This is a genomic window from Stenotrophomonas sp., assembly GCF_035634915.1.
Classification (GTDB): Bacteria; Pseudomonadota; Gammaproteobacteria; order Xanthomonadales; family Xanthomonadaceae; genus Stenotrophomonas.
Genome location: NZ_DASQCB010000023.1, coordinates 46,990 through 61,315, shown reverse-complemented (window position 1 = coordinate 61,315; position 14,326 = coordinate 46,990). Strand labels below are relative to the sequence as shown.

The following is a 14,326-nucleotide window of genomic DNA, read 5'->3' as shown; positions in this document are numbered from 1 at the left end:
CTGATCCCATGCCTTCACCGCATCATTCGTTCGGCGGCGTGGTCGCCTTGGCCTCGCTGCCGAAGCTGCCATCGGCCTCGGCCGCCAGATAGGCGAACACGGTGTACGCGGCCACGTTCTGTGCCAGTGCCTTCGGGTCGATCTTGTCCAGGGTGTCGTCGGCCGTGTGGTGCAGGTCGAAGTAGTCCGAGCCATCCTGCGCCAGCCACGCCCACGCGCCGCCCTTGGCCGCCAGCGGGCCGACGTCCGGGCCCGGGCCACCCTTGTCGGCCATGTACTCGATGCCCAGCGGCTTCATCACTTCGGCAATCTGCGCGGTCGCCTCACGCGACCCTTCCGGGTTCGGCGAGCCGGTGTTGAAGGCGTAGATGCGGCCGGCACCAAAGTCGCTTTCCGCAGCCAGCTGGTGCCGCACCACGTCCTTGGCATGGGCTTCGGCGTAAGCCTTGCCGCCATACAGGCCCTGTTCCTCGTTGGCGAAGGCAACCACGCGGATGGTGCGCTTGGGCGCCTGCTTGAGCTGGCCGATCAGGTGGCCAGCGGCCATGGTGATGCCCACGCCCGCGCCGTCATCGATGGCGCCGGTGCCCAGGTCCCAGGAATCGAGATGGCCGCCGATGACCACCACTTCCTTGGGCAGGCTGCGCCCGGTGATCTCACCGATGACGTTGTAGGACGTGGCGGTGCCGTCCCAGCCGCAGTCCAGGGTCACCTTCACGGTGGTGCTGCCACGCGCCACCAGGCGGGCCAGCTGGTCGGCATCGGGCACCGACAGGGCCGCCGACGGCACCGGGGTCAGGCCCTCATCAAAGCGGGTGATGCCGGTGTGCGGTACGCGGTGCGAATCGGTGCCGGCCGAGCGCATCAGGAAGCCGACGGCCCCCTTGCGGATCGCCTCCGACGGGCCCTTGCTGCGGATCGCGCCGCCCCGGCCGTAGTCGCGGCCATCGCGGTAGGGCAGCATCTGGTAATCGACGAAGGCGATCTTGCCCTTCAGCGAACCTTCCGGCGCCGCCTGCAGCGCGGCAAGGTCGGCAAAGCGCACCACCTCCGCTTCGACACTGCCGCCGGGGCTCCCGCCCAGTGCGGTGATGTGCAGCGGCTGCTGGTTGCGGCCGGTCACTGCGGCATGTTCACTGCGGCGTTCCCACTTGGGGAAGGTCACCGGTTCTTTCCAAACCTTGTCAAAGCCCAGGGCCTTGAACTTGGCTTCGGCCCAGGCCACCGCGCGGGGATCGGCTTCGCCGCCGGCAATACGCGGGCCGATCTCGGTGGTCAGCGATTCCACCACCTTCCAGCCGGTGTCATCGGCCAGGGCCTGGTCGCGCAGCTGGGCGGCGGTGGCCAGCGAGGCCGGGGGCAGGGTGGTGGTGTGCGGCGCCGCAAAGGCCGGTGCGGCCAGCAGGGCGAGGGAGGATGCGATGGCAAGGACGCGGCGACGCATGGACAGCTCCGGGAAGGGAATCAGCCTTGGAGCTTAACAGTCGTTCAGCGCCGCGCATGGGCGGGAGGTCACGGCGGCGGCGAACGCTGTTTTCCGGCCATGACCGGCAAAGCGAAAGCCCCGCCGGGGCGGGGCTTTCGCGTGGTCCGTAGAGTCGAGCATGGCTCGACTCTACAGGTACGCGGGGCGCGCGATGGCGCCCGGCACCTTATTTCTTCAGGCTGTCGCGGATCTCGCGCAGCAGCACCACTTCTTCCTTCGGTGCGGCCGGGGCGGCTTCCTTCTTGCGCGAGAGCCGGTTGATGGCCTTGATCACCAGGAAAATGGCGAAGGCCACGATCACGAACTGCACCACGGTGTTGAGGAAATCACCGTAGCCGATCACCACGGCCGGAATTTCCTTGCCGTCCGGGCCGACGCTGGCGGCCGACAGCGTCCACGCAAGATCCGAAAAATCCACCTTGCCAATGACCCAGCCCAGCGGCGGCATGATGATCTTCTCCACCAGGGAGGTGACGATCTTGCCGAAGGCAGCACCAATGACCACACCGACGGCGAGGTCGATCACGTTGCCACGGGTAGCGAATTCCTTGAACTCGGTGAGCATTCCCATTCTTGTTCTTCTCCAGAGGGCGAGGGTTCGGGCGCAGGTTAACGCAGTGGATGTCAGCCTGCGATGACGCCGTGGCGTTCGGCCACGTTTTCCAGTCGAGCACTGAACCGGTCGCCCGGCTTCAATGCGGCCACGCCCGACGGCGTACCCATGAAGACCAGGTCGCCGGCGCGCAACTGCCACAGCTTGGACAGCTCATGCAGGATTTCCGGCACGTTCCAGATCATCTGGTCGAGCAGCGACTGCTGGCGCACTTCGCCGTTCACTTCCAGCGACAGGTTCAATGCGGCCAGGTCGCCCACTTCACCGGCATGCACGATCTCGCTGATCGGCGCCGAGCCATCAAAGCCCTTGGCCGAATCCCACGGGTGGCCCTTTTCCTTGGCGGCGGCCTGCAGGTCGCGGCGGGTCAGGTCCAGGCCCACGGCATAGCCGTAGATCAGCGCGTCGGCATCAGCCACGGCCAACTCACCGGCAGGCGCATCCACGCCGATCGCCACCACCAGCTCCACTTCGTGGTGCAGGTTGCCGGTGGCCGAAGGGTAGGGGATCACATCGTCGTGGCCGACCACGATGGCATCGGCTGGCTTGGTGAAGAACATCGGGCGGCCGCGATCATCGGCGGCCGGCACCGCAGCGCCCATCTCGCGCGCATGGTCGGCGAAATTGCGACCGACGCAGTAGATGCGGTGAACCGGGAACGTGCCACCCCCCACCACCGGTACGCGCGGCACGGCGGGAGCGGGAATGACATCGGAAACAACGGCAGTGGACATGCGGGGGTTCCAGTAGGAAGGCCCCCGCAGTCTAGAACGCTGTCGCGCCCACGTCAGCGGGCGACGTCATCAGCGCGACATCGGCAAAGCGGACTTGCGCACCACGCGGTATTCGCCTTCGACGACGTTGGCATCGGCCGCACGGCGCGCGCCGACGGTCTTGCGCGAGGCCAGCAGCTTCCACGCCAGGCCGACCAGGATCATCGCCGCACCGACGAACACGCCGATGAACACCATCGCGGCCAGGATCGCCAGGCCCAGCAGGCCTACGGCTACGCGCACCAGCGGGTGGCGCGGCTTGCGCGGCGCGAACAGGGTGCGGAACTGGTTGAAGGCGGAAGCGCGAGTAAACATGGCGGCTCGATTGGGCTGGGATCAGCGAAACCAGAGTATCGGGATGCGCCACTGTCATTGAGTGAAAAAATCGTTAAATATAGCCGGGGCTTATTACATATCAATGACTTGTGTTCATCCCGCAGCCAGTCACCTGAGCAGGCATGCGACAATCCGGGTTTCCGCAAGAGCCTCCCGCCATGACTGCCGCCACCGCCCTGATCGCCCTTGATGCCCTTGCTGACGGGGCGTTTGCCGAGGTCGAAGCGGTGGTTGAAGGGGATGCCGAGTCGCTGGTGCTCTACCGCGATGGCGCGCAGGTACGCGCCTTCCTGAACATCTGCCCGCACGCCGGGCGTCGCCTGGACTGGGCGCCGGGCCAGTTCCTGAAAAGCCGCGAAGGACATCTGGTGTGCGCCGCGCATGGCGCCTCGTTCGCGCTGGACAGTGGTGACTGCATTGCCGGTCCCTGCAAGGGCGACCGCCTGCGCGCGGTGCCGGTGGATATCCGCGATGGGCAGGTCTACCTGGCTTGAGTCAGGAGCAGTCGAGCGCGGCTCGACTCTACAAAAGCATCCACGCACGGCGTGGATCTACCGTGTCGACCAAGGTCGACACCTACCAAAGCGGTGCACGACGCCGTTCTGGCAGATCGCAGAAATCTGTCGAAGGTGGGGTGGGTCCGGTTGCGGGGGCGTGAGCCGCATGGATGCGGCGACCGAGCTTACATGGACGTACTTGCAGCGGCCCCCGCAACCGGACCCACCCCGCCATCACCCAGTAAATCCGCTGTTGTTGTTGCTTCGGCTTCTGCGGTGCAGGGCGCAGCCCTGCCAACACACCCCAACCTCAGAACATCAGGTTGATCATCACCACCACCACCAGCGTGTAGATCAGCGACAGTGGGCCGCCGACCCGCCACATCTCGCGCGGGGTGTAGTTGGCCGGGCCGGTGATCATCGAAATCACCGGGTTGGAGGCGGTCATCAGATTGTTGGACGCCGACAGCGCCACGATCAGCGCGAACGCGGTCGGGTTGCCGCCTGCTGCCAGCGCCAGGTTCACTGCGATGGGGACCATCACGATGGTCGCGCCGACATGGCTGATCACCAGCGAGAAGGCGGTGGTCAGCAGTGCCAGCGCCACCTCCAGCACCCACAGCGGTATGCCGGTGGGAAGTTTGTCGATCGTGTGCCCGGCCACCCACGCCGCCGCACCACTGGAATCCATCGCCCAGCCGAGCGGAATCAGCCCGGCCATCATGAACACCGTCTTCCAGTTGATCGAGGCATACGCCTCGTCCATGCGCAGCACGCCGGTCAGCAGCATGCCGGCCACGCCGGTCATCAGCGTCAGTGCCACCGGCAGCTTGCTGGTCAGCGCGATCAGGATGGTGATCGCGAAGATCGCCATGGCGATCTTGAACTTGTGCGGGCGCTGCTCGCCCGTCGGGTAGTCGGTCACCACCACAAAGTCGCGGCTCTTGGCAGCCTGGGCCAGGTCGGTCCAGATGCTGTGGAAGACCAGCATGTCACCGGCACGCAGCTGCACATCGCGCACGTCTTCGCGGATCACCTGCTTGTCGCGGTTGATCGCCAGCAGGCTGATGCCGCGTTCCTTGCGCAGGCGCAGATCTGCAGCGCTCTTGCCGATGACGTTCGAGGTCGGTGGCACCACCGCCTCGGAAATGCCGGCCCGGCTCGGGTTGAACAGGTCGCCCAGGTGCTTCAGGCGCGAGGACATGCGCAGGAACTGGTTCTGCGCGAAATCGTGCACCTCCTCACGCGGCCCCATCGCACCCAGCACGCTCCCCACCCAGATGCGCATCTCCGCCGGCGGCGCCAGGCGGGTGTCGTTGCCGGTCTTCAGCGCCAGCAGCAGCGGCGCATCGTGCAGGGTCTCGGCCTCGCCCAGGGTCATCCCCACCAGCGGGCTTTCGGCGGTCACCACCAGTTCGAACACATCGCCTTCGATGCCGTAGGTCTTGGCGAAATAGCTCTCGGTGCGCGCCGGGGTCACACCGTCGTTGACCAGGCTTTCCTCTTCCACCAGCTTGCGGTCGCCGTAGTAGCGGAAGTACAGCAACGAGGCGATCAGCAGGGCCACGCCAATCGGCAGCGGCGCGAACATGCGCAGCGGCTCGATGGTGGCCAGGCCGGAGGGCAGGTTGTTGTTGGCCGAGGCCAGCAGATCGTTCAGCAGGATCAGCGGCGAGTTGCCGACCATGGTCAGCGCGCCGCCCATCACGATCGCCGCCGAGATCGGCAGCAGCAGCCGCTGCATCGTCAATCCGGTGCGCGCGGCCAGCCGCGAGGCCACCGGCAGGTACAGCGCCATCACCGACGGGTTCTGCATGAAGGACGAGTTGAGGCCGGCGATGGCCGTGGTCATCATCAGCAACCGCTGCTCGACGCCGTGGCCACGCCGCAGCAGCCAGGCGGCCAGGCGGTTCAGCGCCCCGGTACGGTCCAGGCCCGCACCGAGGATGGTGGTGGCGATGATGCTCATCACCGCGTTACCGGAAAAGCCGCCGAAGATTTCTTCCGGGGCGATCAGGCCGGTGACGCCCAGCACCACCAGCACCACCAGTGCCACCACGTCGGCGCGGATGCGCTCGAACAGGAACATCGCCATCGTGAAGCCGACCAGCCCGAGCACGAGCTTCATGTCGTTGGTCAGCGTCAGCGCGGTATCCATGTGGGGCGCAGCGTCCTCGGTCGTCGGTCAGGTGCGGTCGTACAGCAGGTCCCAGACGCCGTGGCCGAGCTTCTGGCCGCGGGTCTCGAAGTGCGTCTGCGGGCGCCAGTCCGGGCGCGGCACGCTGCCACGCGGGCCGGCGCGGTTGACCAGCCCTGCGGTGGCGTCGAGCACGTCCCACATCTGCTCGGCATAGTCTTCCCAGTCGGTGGCGCAGTGCAGGCGTCCACCCGGGCGCAGCTTGCGCACGATCAGCTCGGCAAATGCCGGCTGCAGCAGGCGGCGCTTGTTGTGGCGCTTCTTGTGCCACGGGTCCGGGAAGTAGATGCGTACTTCGTCCAGCGCACCATCGGCAATCTCGTTCTGCAGCACTTCCACGGCGTCGTGGTGGTACAGGCGCACGTGGTCGGCGTTGTCGTCGGCCAGCGCGTTCAGCAGGCGGCCCACGCCGGGGGCGTGCACTTCAATGCCGATGTAGTCGCGCGACGGATCGTGCTGTGCGGCAAAGCGCAGGGCCGCACCATTGCCGAAGCCGATTTCCAGCACCTTGTGCGCCGGGCGGCCAAAGGTGGCGTCGAGGTCGCGTGGCTGGCCGTTGTAGTCGATGCCGAAGCGCGGCCAGCGTTCGTCGAACGCGCGCTGCTGGGCGGGGGTGAAGCGGCCCTGGCGCAGCACGAAGCTGCGCACCTCGCGGCGGCCCTCGTTCACGGTGAAGGGCTTGGGCGGGGCCTTGGAACCGGCGCTGTCAAAAGGATTGGTCATCAGCCGATCAGCCCATCAAGCGGGGAGGAGGCGCTGGCGTAGCGCTTGCGCGGGATGCGGCCGGCCAGGAACGCCTCGCGGCCGGCTTCGACGGCCTTGCGCATGGCGCTGGCCATCAGCACCGGGTGGCGCGCACCGGCGATGGCGGTGTTCATCAGCACGCCGTCGCAGCCCAGTTCCATCGCGATGGCAGCATCGGAGGCGGTGCCCACGCCGGCATCGACGATGATCGGCACCTTGGCGTCTTCGATGATCTGCAGCAGGTTGTACTTGTTCTGGATGCCCAGGCCCGAACCGATCGGCGCGGCCAGCGGCATCACCGCGGCGCAGCCGATCTCTTCCAGGCGCTTGGCCAGGATCGGGTCGTCGGAGGTGTAGACCATCACTTCGAAGCCGTCCTTGACCAGCTGCTCGGCGGCCTTGAGGGTCTGCACCACGTCCGGGTACAGCGACTTCTGGTCGCCCAGCACTTCCAGCTTGGTCAGGTTGTGGCCGTCCAGCAGCTCACGGGCCAGGCGGCAGGTGCGCACGGCGTCTTCGGCGGTGTAGCAGCCGGCGGTGTTGGGCAGGATGGTGTAGCGGTCCGGCGGCAGCACGTCCAGCAGGTTCGGTTCGCCCGGGTTCTGGCCGACATCCTTATTGAAGAATGGGGTGCGGCGGATGGCCACGGTGACGATCTGGGCGCCAGCGGCCTCGGTGGCCAGGCGGGTTTCTTCCAGATCCTTGAACTTGCCGGTGCCGGTCAGCAGCCGCGAGCCATAGGTCTTGCCGGCGATCACCAGCGAATCGGGGGAGACAGGGAGGTTCATGACGCGATTATCGCTTATCCGCCTGAAGATGGGGTCACCATCCGGCGTCCGCCGGGCCATGCCCGGCGAGCGCCAAGCGCGGGGGTGCTGCCTCAACCACCGCCCAGCGCGTGCACGATCTCCACCACATCGCCTTCGGCCAGCACATGCTCGCCATGGCGGCTGCGGCTGACGATCTCGCCATTGACTTCCACCGCCACCCGGCGCTGCAGCAGCTGCTCGGCGGCGAGCAGGTCGTGGAGGGTCGCCGAAGCGGGCAGGGTGCGGGGTTCGCCATTGAGCTGGATGTTCATCGCGGCATTGTCGCCTACGCCCGGTTCGGATCGGAACTGTTGCATTTTGAGCGGTACGCCACCTCCGGCATACCTCGCCAGCGGGGGAACCGGCGACAATTCATGCGGCGGCGCAGCGTGAGCAATTGGCGACACGGTGAAACCATTCACCGTGCGCCGGCGTACGTGTGCGCTGGATCCCCACCCTTTCCTCCCCAGGAGTTTCTACATGCTGCTCAGCAAACGCCCGATCCGCTCCCTGATGGCGGCCGCGATCGCGCTCGCCGCGCTGCCGGCCATGGCAGGCGAATCCCCCTTCACCCGCACCGTGTTCTTCGGCGACAGCCTGACCGACAGCGGCTACTACCGTCCGCTGCTGCCGGCCGACGTGCGTCCGGTCACCGGCCAGTTCACCACCAACCCGGGTTGGGAGTGGTCGCAGTTCGTCGCCGATTACTACGGCACCAACGCCAGCCCGAACGGCAATGGCCAGACCGGTGACAACTACGCCGTCGGTGGCGCCCGCGTGGGCACCGACCTGACCCAGCCCGCGTTCGGCAACGTCGCAGTGCCGTCGCTGAAGACGCAGATGGCCAACTACCTGGCCGCCAACGGTGGCAAGGCCGACCCGAACGCGCTGTACACCGTGTGGGGCGGCGCCAACGACCTGTTCTCGATCACCGCCCCGGCCCAGGCGCCGGCCGTGATCGGCGCGGCGGTCACCACCCAGATCGGCATCGTGTCCAGCCTGAAGCAGGCCGGCGCGCAGTACGTGATGGTGCCGAACCTGCCCGACGTCGGCATCACCCCGGGGTTCATCGACCGCGGCGCCGCCGGCCAGGCGCAGGGCGCCGCCCTGTCGCAGGCCTACAACAGCGCCCTGTACGGCGGCCTGAAGCAGGCCGGCATCGAGTTCATCCCGCTCGATACCTACACCCTGCTGCACGAAATCATCGCCAACCCGGGCATGTACGGCTTCAGCAACGTCACCGGCCGCGCCTGCCTGGTGGCCTCGTCGCTGACCTGCAGCCCGCTGGCCTACGCCACCCCGGATGCGGCCAGCAGCTACCTGTTTGCCGATGACGTGCACCCGACCTCGGCCGCGCACCAGATGCTGGGCCAGTACGCCATCTCGATCCTGGAAGGCCCGCGCCTGCAGCAGATCCTGACCCATTCGGCACAGACCATCGGTCGCTCGCGTGCCGACCAGGTCAGCCTGCACCAGGCCGGCCGTCCGGCCGATGGCCTGTCCTGGTGGGGCGGTCTGCGTGGCGACATGCAGCGCTACGACCACGCCGATGTCTATGACGGCATGGCGCCGGCTGGCCTGGCCGGTATCGACTGGGCACGTGACGGCATGGTCTTTGGCGGCTTCGCCGGCTTCGGCCGCATGGATGCCGATTTCGGCAACAGCCGTGGCGACTTCACCCAGAAGGACACCACCGCCGGTCTGTTCGCCGGCTGGTACGGCGACCGCATGTGGGTCAACGGCCAGGTCAGCTACACCTGGCTGTCCTACGACGTGAACCGCAAGGTCCAGCTGGGCCCGGCCACCCGCGAACACGGCGGCTCGCCGGACGGCAGCAACCTCACTGCGGCCCTGAACGCCGGTTACGAGTTCGGCACCGAGGGCGGCTTCCGCCACGGCCCGATCGCCTCGGTGATCTGGCAGAAGGTGAAGATCGACGGCTACACCGAAACCGCTGACGCCAACACCCTGGCCACGGCCCTGGGCTACGGCAAGCAGGACGTGGATTCCACCGTCGGCCGCATCGGCTGGCAGGCCCGCTTCGACGGCGGTAGCGTCAAGCCGTACGCGCAGCTGACCTACGACCACGAGTTCGAAGACACCCAGCAGGCCAGCGCCTGGGTGCAGAGCCTGCCGGACGTGGGCATGTACCGCGTGCCGGGCATGGACTTCGACAAGAACTATGCAACCGCCATCGTCGGCGCGCGCATGGAACTGTTCGGCCTGCAGAGCAACATCGGCCTGAGCGCCACCACCCTGCAGAAGCGGGCGCAGGACGCGACGCTGTTCGCCAGCTTCAGCGGCAGCTTCTGATGCAAGGCGGGGTCGGATCCCTTTCCGAAAGGAAAGGGCTCTGACCCCATTGCCCCGGCATTGCGCAACACCGGCCGATCCGCATAGACTTTCACCCTGCAATGCGGGCGTAGCTCAATGGTAGAGCTGTAGCTTCCCAAGCTACTGACGTGGGTTCGATTCCCATCGCCCGCTCCATATGCCACACGCCCCCTGCGTCCGTCGGCCGGTGCGTTGCCCAGCACGACGTGGTCTATACGCTCCAGGCCGTGACCCTTGGCCGCTACGGGCAGTCCCGCGAAGATTCGTTCGCGGGTCTCGTCACACTCACGGTCGTAATGCCTATCGACGCTGGCCAGACCATTGCGATTGAATTGCAGCATGTCCCGATTTTTCTCAGGCAGCTGGGCATCACGAGATTGAACGCTCCATCTGGCCGCGTGCCTGTTCTGCACTGTTGAGCTGCGCGGTATGTGCTGCGGCCCTTTCGGCAAAGGCTTGGCCCGGTGCAGATTCCTGCAGGCGTTCCATGGCCTGTTGCAGGCGCTCGGGGTTCCCGGCGTTGGCCAGCAGTGCATTGACCTCCGTGTCGCGTCCTTCTTCCATGGAAAACGAGCTGGATGACGAACCGCGTTCTTTCGGTGCATCGACAGGTTCACGAGGAGCATCAGGGGACGTGTTGTGCTGGCGCTCAAGTGCATCGATGCTTTCGCGGATTTCCCGTGGCGTGTCGGTCAGTCCACCAAGCTCGGACGCGTTCACGCGCTCACCGGTAACGCGATACGCCGTATCGCTGGCCCACGATGCACAGGTATTCGCATAGCCCCAAGTGACCTTCTCACGCGATGCTTTCTCGAACTCGCGAAGCTGTTCGGCGGACAAGGAGTAATAGCGGCTCGCTGTTGCTTCGAAGTTGTTCTCGATGCCGCGACGGATGTCGGTTGCGGGCGGCGCGACCTCCTGGCTGAAGCGCGGATGATCTGCGGGCCAAAGCCCGTAGGCCTCGGTCTTGCCGTCACGGGTGATGGTGAGCCAGGAGTGCCCATCAATCAGAGGGGCCCCAGGCTTCGTGTTCGTATGAATGCCTAGTACCGCGCGCTCTTCGGGTTGCTTCTCGTGATCAGACATCCGTATCCTCCTGGGGGTGCGCAGTGATCAGGGATAGACCTGTTTCTCGCCGTCGGAATGCACAACGACCACACGTGACCCGTCGTAAGGGAGGTGCACTTCCGCCTGCCACGTGTCATCCAGCGGAATCACTGATTTGGCCATGGGTTCGCAGGGGGCACCCACTGCACATCGTCCAATGACCACGCGCAATGTGTCGCCGACGCGCTCGTAATCCACGCCGCCGGAGTAATGGCTGCTTTCAGGCTGGACCTTGTAACGCAGTGCGATCTCGGTTGCTGAGTGCTCTTGAACGCTGATGGGCTCGACCATCGATTGCGAATAAACCGGATTCATCCTTGCTCCTGAGCATGCGGGAAGGGCGATGACGAAAAGCATTGCCATTGCCAATGCTTTGAGTGCAGTTTGGCGTGGCTTCCTGAGTGACATGTCCACAACGGGTCTCTTGTGTCCATCCATGATCCGCGATCTTGCCATGCTGTGCATTTTTAGAGCAAGCATGGACGAGATTCATTAAATCAATGTGATTATGTCTGGGGCGAAAGTGTGCGGTATGCATCACGTTCATGTTTTCAGGGGATGTATTGGCCCACGGAACATCGAGCGTTGTGATACCCGCCATTTCCCAATGGCGGGCTGTATCAACGATGGAGCCGGCCCGGATCTATCGTCAGGCCCATGATTTCCTGGGTCGTTCAATGGTCATATCTTCCAGCGCCATCATTTCAAACAATTCTGATGGTGTGCGGCTCTGGTTCCCAGCTAGCGTTCTCTCTCTTTGCAGGGAGCAACTGGAACATGAAAACCAGAGACGATGTGGTCATCCGTTTGCATCAGATCCTCATGTCCGCCGGCACTGGCACGGCAAAGCAGCTGGAAGCGGTGCGTGCGCTTGGGCGAGCGGGTGGTCCCAAGGCCGCGTTGTTGATCCAGGAGGTCTATCAGGACCCTTTCAGCGGGTCAGCGCTGCAACTGGCCTGTGTAGCGGCGCTGGGCGAGGCTGCGCGCGGCTGCAGGGACGGCGCAGACGGCGGCGGCTGAGTACCGCCTGGCCCGACCGGCATGCCGTTGCCGGCAGCATCATCCCGCCGCAACGCGGCCGCGCTATGCTGCGCGCCTGCCGTCCACTGCCGCCGCGATGAAGCTCGCCATCCTGTCCCGCAACAGCTCGCTGTACTCCACCCGCCGGCTGGTCGAGGCCGCGCGTGCGCGTGGCCATACCGTGCGTATCCTCGACCCGCTGCGCTGCTACATGCGCATCGCCGCGGACGGCTTTTCCATGCACTACAAAGGCCGGCCGATGACCGGCGTGGACGCGGTCATTCCCCGCATCGGTGCCTCCATCACCCGTTACGGCACCGCCGTGCTGCGCCAGTTCGAGCTGATGGGCGCGCGCACCCCCAACCCCTCCGACGCGATCCTGCGCTCGCGCGACAAGCTGCGCGCACACCAGCTGCTGGCCGCCAAGGGCATCGACATGCCGGTCACGGTGTTCGGCGACAACCCGGACGACACGGTTGACCTGCTGTCCATGCTCGGCCCGCCGCCGCACGTGGTGAAGCTCAACGAGGGCACCCAGGGCCGCGGCGTCATCCTCACCGAGAAGGCCAGCGCCTCGCGCGGCATCGTCGAGGCCCTGCGAGGCCTGTACGCCAATTTCCTCATGCAGGAATTCATCGGCGAGGCCAAGGGCGCTGACCTGCGCTGCTTCGTGGTGGGTGACCAGGTCGTGGCGTCGATGCAGCGGCAGGCCCCGGAAGGCGATTTCCGCTCCAATCTGCATGCCGGTGGCACGGCGGTGGCGGCCAAGGCCAGCCGGGCCGAACAGCAGGTGGCGGTGCGCTCGGCCAAGGCCCTGGGCCTGTCGGTGTGCGGGGTCGACCTGATCCGCTCCGAGCGTGGCCCGCTGGTGCTGGAGGTCAATTCCACCCCCGGCCTGGAAGGCATCGAAGCGGCCTGCAGGGTGGACGTGGCCGAGCGCATCATTGCGCATGTCGAGAAGATAAAAAAGCCTTGATTATCAACAGCTTGAAAAATTTCTGAAGATTGACGGCCGGGTTTAACAAGCCTTTAATCGGTGCCGGCGTAGGCTTCAGCGAACCGCAGCTCTGCCTCTCAGCAGGATCGGTAATCGGGATACGACTTCAGACCCAGGCGGGTAGACCGCCTGGGTCTTTTTTATGTCCGTTGCCGGCAGCGGCGGGCCGTGCCAGAGGTCCCTTGTGGCGGCGCGGGCCGCCTCGTAGAGTTGGGCCTTCGTTCCGGGATGGATCGGGAGGTTGGCGATGTACCGCATCACGATGATGGTGTTGTTGCTGGTTCTGTCTGCGGCCGCCCAGGCGGCATCGGAAAAGCCGCTGGTGCAGATGGACAGGCAGGGCCCGGTGGCCGAACAGGTCCGCCAGGTCGAAAAGGCGCTGAACAACGGTGATTACGCTGAGATTTCGGCCGACGACCGCGCCCAGGTGCAGCAGTCGCTGCAGCGCATCACCCAGCGCATGGGTGACCACCAGACCGCGCAGGAACTGCCCCCCGCGGTGCAGAACGAGATCTTCAACGATCAGGAACGGATCAACACACTGCTCAGCCGCGCCCATGCCGACAGCCGCCTGATCTGCCAGTACACCCGCACCACCGGCAGCAACATGCCCAAAAGCCGCTGCCTGACCGTGGCCGAGCGCCGTCGGATCGAGGAAAAGGGCAAGGCGCTGCTCAACGACGAACGCAGCTACAAGACGCTCTCGCCGCCACCGGCAGGGCGGTGATCCACCGGCATTGGTCACCCTGCCGGTCGTCCCTTGCCGGTGCATCTGCAGGACCGTAGAGTGGCGCATTCTTCATGGACGATACGCAGGAAAACCATGCAACGTATGACCTCGCTTGCCCTCGCGCTGTCCCTTGGAATGGTGCTGGCTGTCACCGCCCAGGCCAAGGATGACAACGACGCCGATGTGACGTTCGATGCCAACCTGCCGGTCGCCGCGCAGGTCGGTGCGATCGAAAAAGCGATGGGTTCCGAGCATTACAGCGAGATCAGCAAGGACGACAAGGCCGCCGTGCAGCAGGCGCTGGACCGTATCCAGAGCCTGCTGGGCGACCAGGACCGGGTGGACGCAGTGGAACCGCAGGACCGCGCCGAAATCCTCAAGGACCAGGACGTGGTCAACACCCTGCTGGCCAAGGCCCGGGCTGACAGCCGGCTAAGCTGCCGCCGTGAGCGCCTGACCGGCAGCAACATGGCCCAGCGCGTGTGCATGACCGCTGCGCAGCGGCGCAGGTCTGAAGAGGCCAGCCGCAAAGCCATGGAAGACAGCAGCCGGGCCGGGGGTGTCAGGCCCTGATCCCAGGGCCCGATCTTCCGTACGAAATGTTAAGAATGGAACCTGTATCGTTCAGCGGGTAGACGTCACGTCCACCTGCCCGGGTGCATCCTCAGCCGGCGGGCGTGGCA

Annotated in this window: 16 protein-coding genes, 1 tRNA gene and 1 pseudogene; 7 read left to right on the top strand and 11 right to left on the bottom strand. The window is 65.6% G+C overall.

Features of this window, described 5'->3' with window-relative positions; all coding sequences use genetic code 11:
* Positions 1-22 precede the first annotated feature (22 nt).
* The 4 genes from VER16_RS17715 to VER16_RS17700 form a co-directional block, all read right to left on the bottom strand.
* Positions 23-1,444, bottom strand: a complete 1,422-nt coding sequence (locus VER16_RS17715) for a M28 family peptidase (protein WP_324810275.1) — start codon at positions 1,442-1,444, stop codon at positions 23-25.
* A gap of 208 nt (positions 1,445-1,652) precedes the next feature.
* Positions 1,653-2,057, bottom strand: a complete 405-nt coding sequence (mscL, locus tag VER16_RS17710) for a large-conductance mechanosensitive channel protein MscL (RefSeq protein WP_324810273.1) — start codon at positions 2,055-2,057, stop codon at positions 1,653-1,655.
* A 53-nt stretch (positions 2,058-2,110) separates the two neighbouring features.
* The gene (locus tag VER16_RS17705) at positions 2,111-2,833 is read right to left on the bottom strand and encodes a fumarylacetoacetate hydrolase family protein (RefSeq protein WP_324810271.1); all 723 of its coding nucleotides are present in this window, start codon (positions 2,831-2,833) and stop codon (positions 2,111-2,113) included.
* A 69-nt stretch (positions 2,834-2,902) separates the two neighbouring features.
* Positions 2,903-3,187, bottom strand: a complete 285-nt coding sequence (locus VER16_RS17700; protein WP_324810268.1) for a hypothetical protein — start codon at positions 3,185-3,187, stop codon at positions 2,903-2,905.
* A gap of 179 nt (positions 3,188-3,366) precedes the next feature.
* Here VER16_RS17700 and VER16_RS17695 point away from each other — a divergent pair, with 179 nt between their 5' ends.
* Positions 3,367-3,702, top strand: a complete 336-nt coding sequence (locus tag VER16_RS17695; RefSeq protein ID WP_324810266.1) for a Rieske (2Fe-2S) protein — start codon at positions 3,367-3,369, stop codon at positions 3,700-3,702.
* A 313-nt stretch (positions 3,703-4,015) separates the two neighbouring features.
* Here VER16_RS17695 and VER16_RS17690 read toward each other — a convergent pair whose 3' ends face one another.
* The 4 genes from VER16_RS17690 to thiS form a co-directional block, all read right to left on the bottom strand.
* The gene (locus tag VER16_RS17690; RefSeq protein WP_324810263.1) at positions 4,016-5,863 is read right to left on the bottom strand and encodes an SLC13 family permease; all 1,848 of its coding nucleotides are present in this window, start codon (positions 5,861-5,863) and stop codon (positions 4,016-4,018) included.
* A 27-nt stretch (positions 5,864-5,890) separates the two neighbouring features.
* The gene (gene trmB, locus VER16_RS17685; protein ID WP_313441802.1) at positions 5,891-6,625 is read right to left on the bottom strand and encodes a tRNA (guanosine(46)-N7)-methyltransferase TrmB; all 735 of its coding nucleotides are present in this window, start codon (positions 6,623-6,625) and stop codon (positions 5,891-5,893) included.
* A complete protein-coding gene (locus tag VER16_RS17680; RefSeq protein ID WP_324810260.1) occupies positions 6,625-7,434 on the bottom strand; it encodes a thiazole synthase in 810 nt (269 codons plus the stop codon). The genes trmB and VER16_RS17680 overlap by 1 nt, the downstream gene beginning before the upstream one ends.
* Before the next feature lie 92 nt (positions 7,435-7,526).
* A complete protein-coding gene (gene thiS, locus VER16_RS17675) occupies positions 7,527-7,727 on the bottom strand; it encodes a sulfur carrier protein ThiS (protein ID WP_164073625.1) in 201 nt (66 codons plus the stop codon).
* 208 nt (positions 7,728-7,935) lie between these two features.
* Here thiS and VER16_RS17670 point away from each other — a divergent pair, with 208 nt between their 5' ends.
* On the top strand, positions 7,936-9,768 hold the full coding sequence (locus VER16_RS17670) for an autotransporter outer membrane beta-barrel domain-containing protein (RefSeq protein WP_324810257.1): 1,833 nt from the start codon (positions 7,936-7,938) through the stop codon (positions 9,766-9,768).
* Between the two features lie 103 nt (positions 9,769-9,871).
* Positions 9,872-9,945 (top strand) — tRNA-Gly (locus VER16_RS17665).
* A gap of 8 nt (positions 9,946-9,953) precedes the next feature.
* Here VER16_RS17665 and VER16_RS19450 read toward each other — a convergent pair.
* The 3 genes and pseudogenes from VER16_RS19450 to VER16_RS17655 all read right to left on the bottom strand — a co-directional run.
* Positions 9,954-10,130: pseudogene (locus tag VER16_RS19450) on the bottom strand (XVIPCD domain-containing protein); the annotation flags it as partial.
* A gap of 28 nt (positions 10,131-10,158) precedes the next feature.
* Positions 10,159-10,875, bottom strand: a complete 717-nt coding sequence (locus VER16_RS17660) for a hypothetical protein (protein ID WP_324810255.1) — start codon at positions 10,873-10,875, stop codon at positions 10,159-10,161.
* Between the two features lie 27 nt (positions 10,876-10,902).
* Complete coding sequence (locus VER16_RS17655) at positions 10,903-11,211, bottom strand: hypothetical protein (RefSeq protein ID WP_324810253.1); 309 nt, start codon at positions 11,209-11,211, stop codon at positions 10,903-10,905.
* A gap of 462 nt (positions 11,212-11,673) precedes the next feature.
* Here VER16_RS17655 and VER16_RS17650 point away from each other — a divergent pair, with 462 nt between their 5' ends.
* The 4 genes from VER16_RS17650 to VER16_RS17635 all read left to right on the top strand — a co-directional run bounded on the left by VER16_RS17650 (position 11,674) and on the right by VER16_RS17635 (position 14,216).
* A complete protein-coding gene (locus VER16_RS17650; RefSeq protein ID WP_324810251.1) occupies positions 11,674-11,916 on the top strand; it encodes a hypothetical protein in 243 nt (80 codons plus the stop codon).
* A gap of 97 nt (positions 11,917-12,013) precedes the next feature.
* Positions 12,014-12,892 carry a 30S ribosomal protein S6--L-glutamate ligase gene (rimK, locus tag VER16_RS17645; protein WP_324810249.1) on the top strand — a complete coding sequence of 293 codons (879 nt, stop codon included), beginning with the start codon at positions 12,014-12,016 and terminating at the stop codon, positions 12,890-12,892.
* Positions 12,893-13,160: 268 nt separating this feature from the next.
* Entirely contained in the window at positions 13,161-13,640 is a 480-nt protein-coding gene (locus VER16_RS17640; protein ID WP_324810247.1) for a hypothetical protein, read from the top strand.
* A gap of 96 nt (positions 13,641-13,736) precedes the next feature.
* Complete coding sequence (locus VER16_RS17635) at positions 13,737-14,216, top strand: hypothetical protein (protein ID WP_324810245.1); 480 nt, start codon at positions 13,737-13,739, stop codon at positions 14,214-14,216.
* Positions 14,217-14,326: the final 110 nt, after the last annotated feature.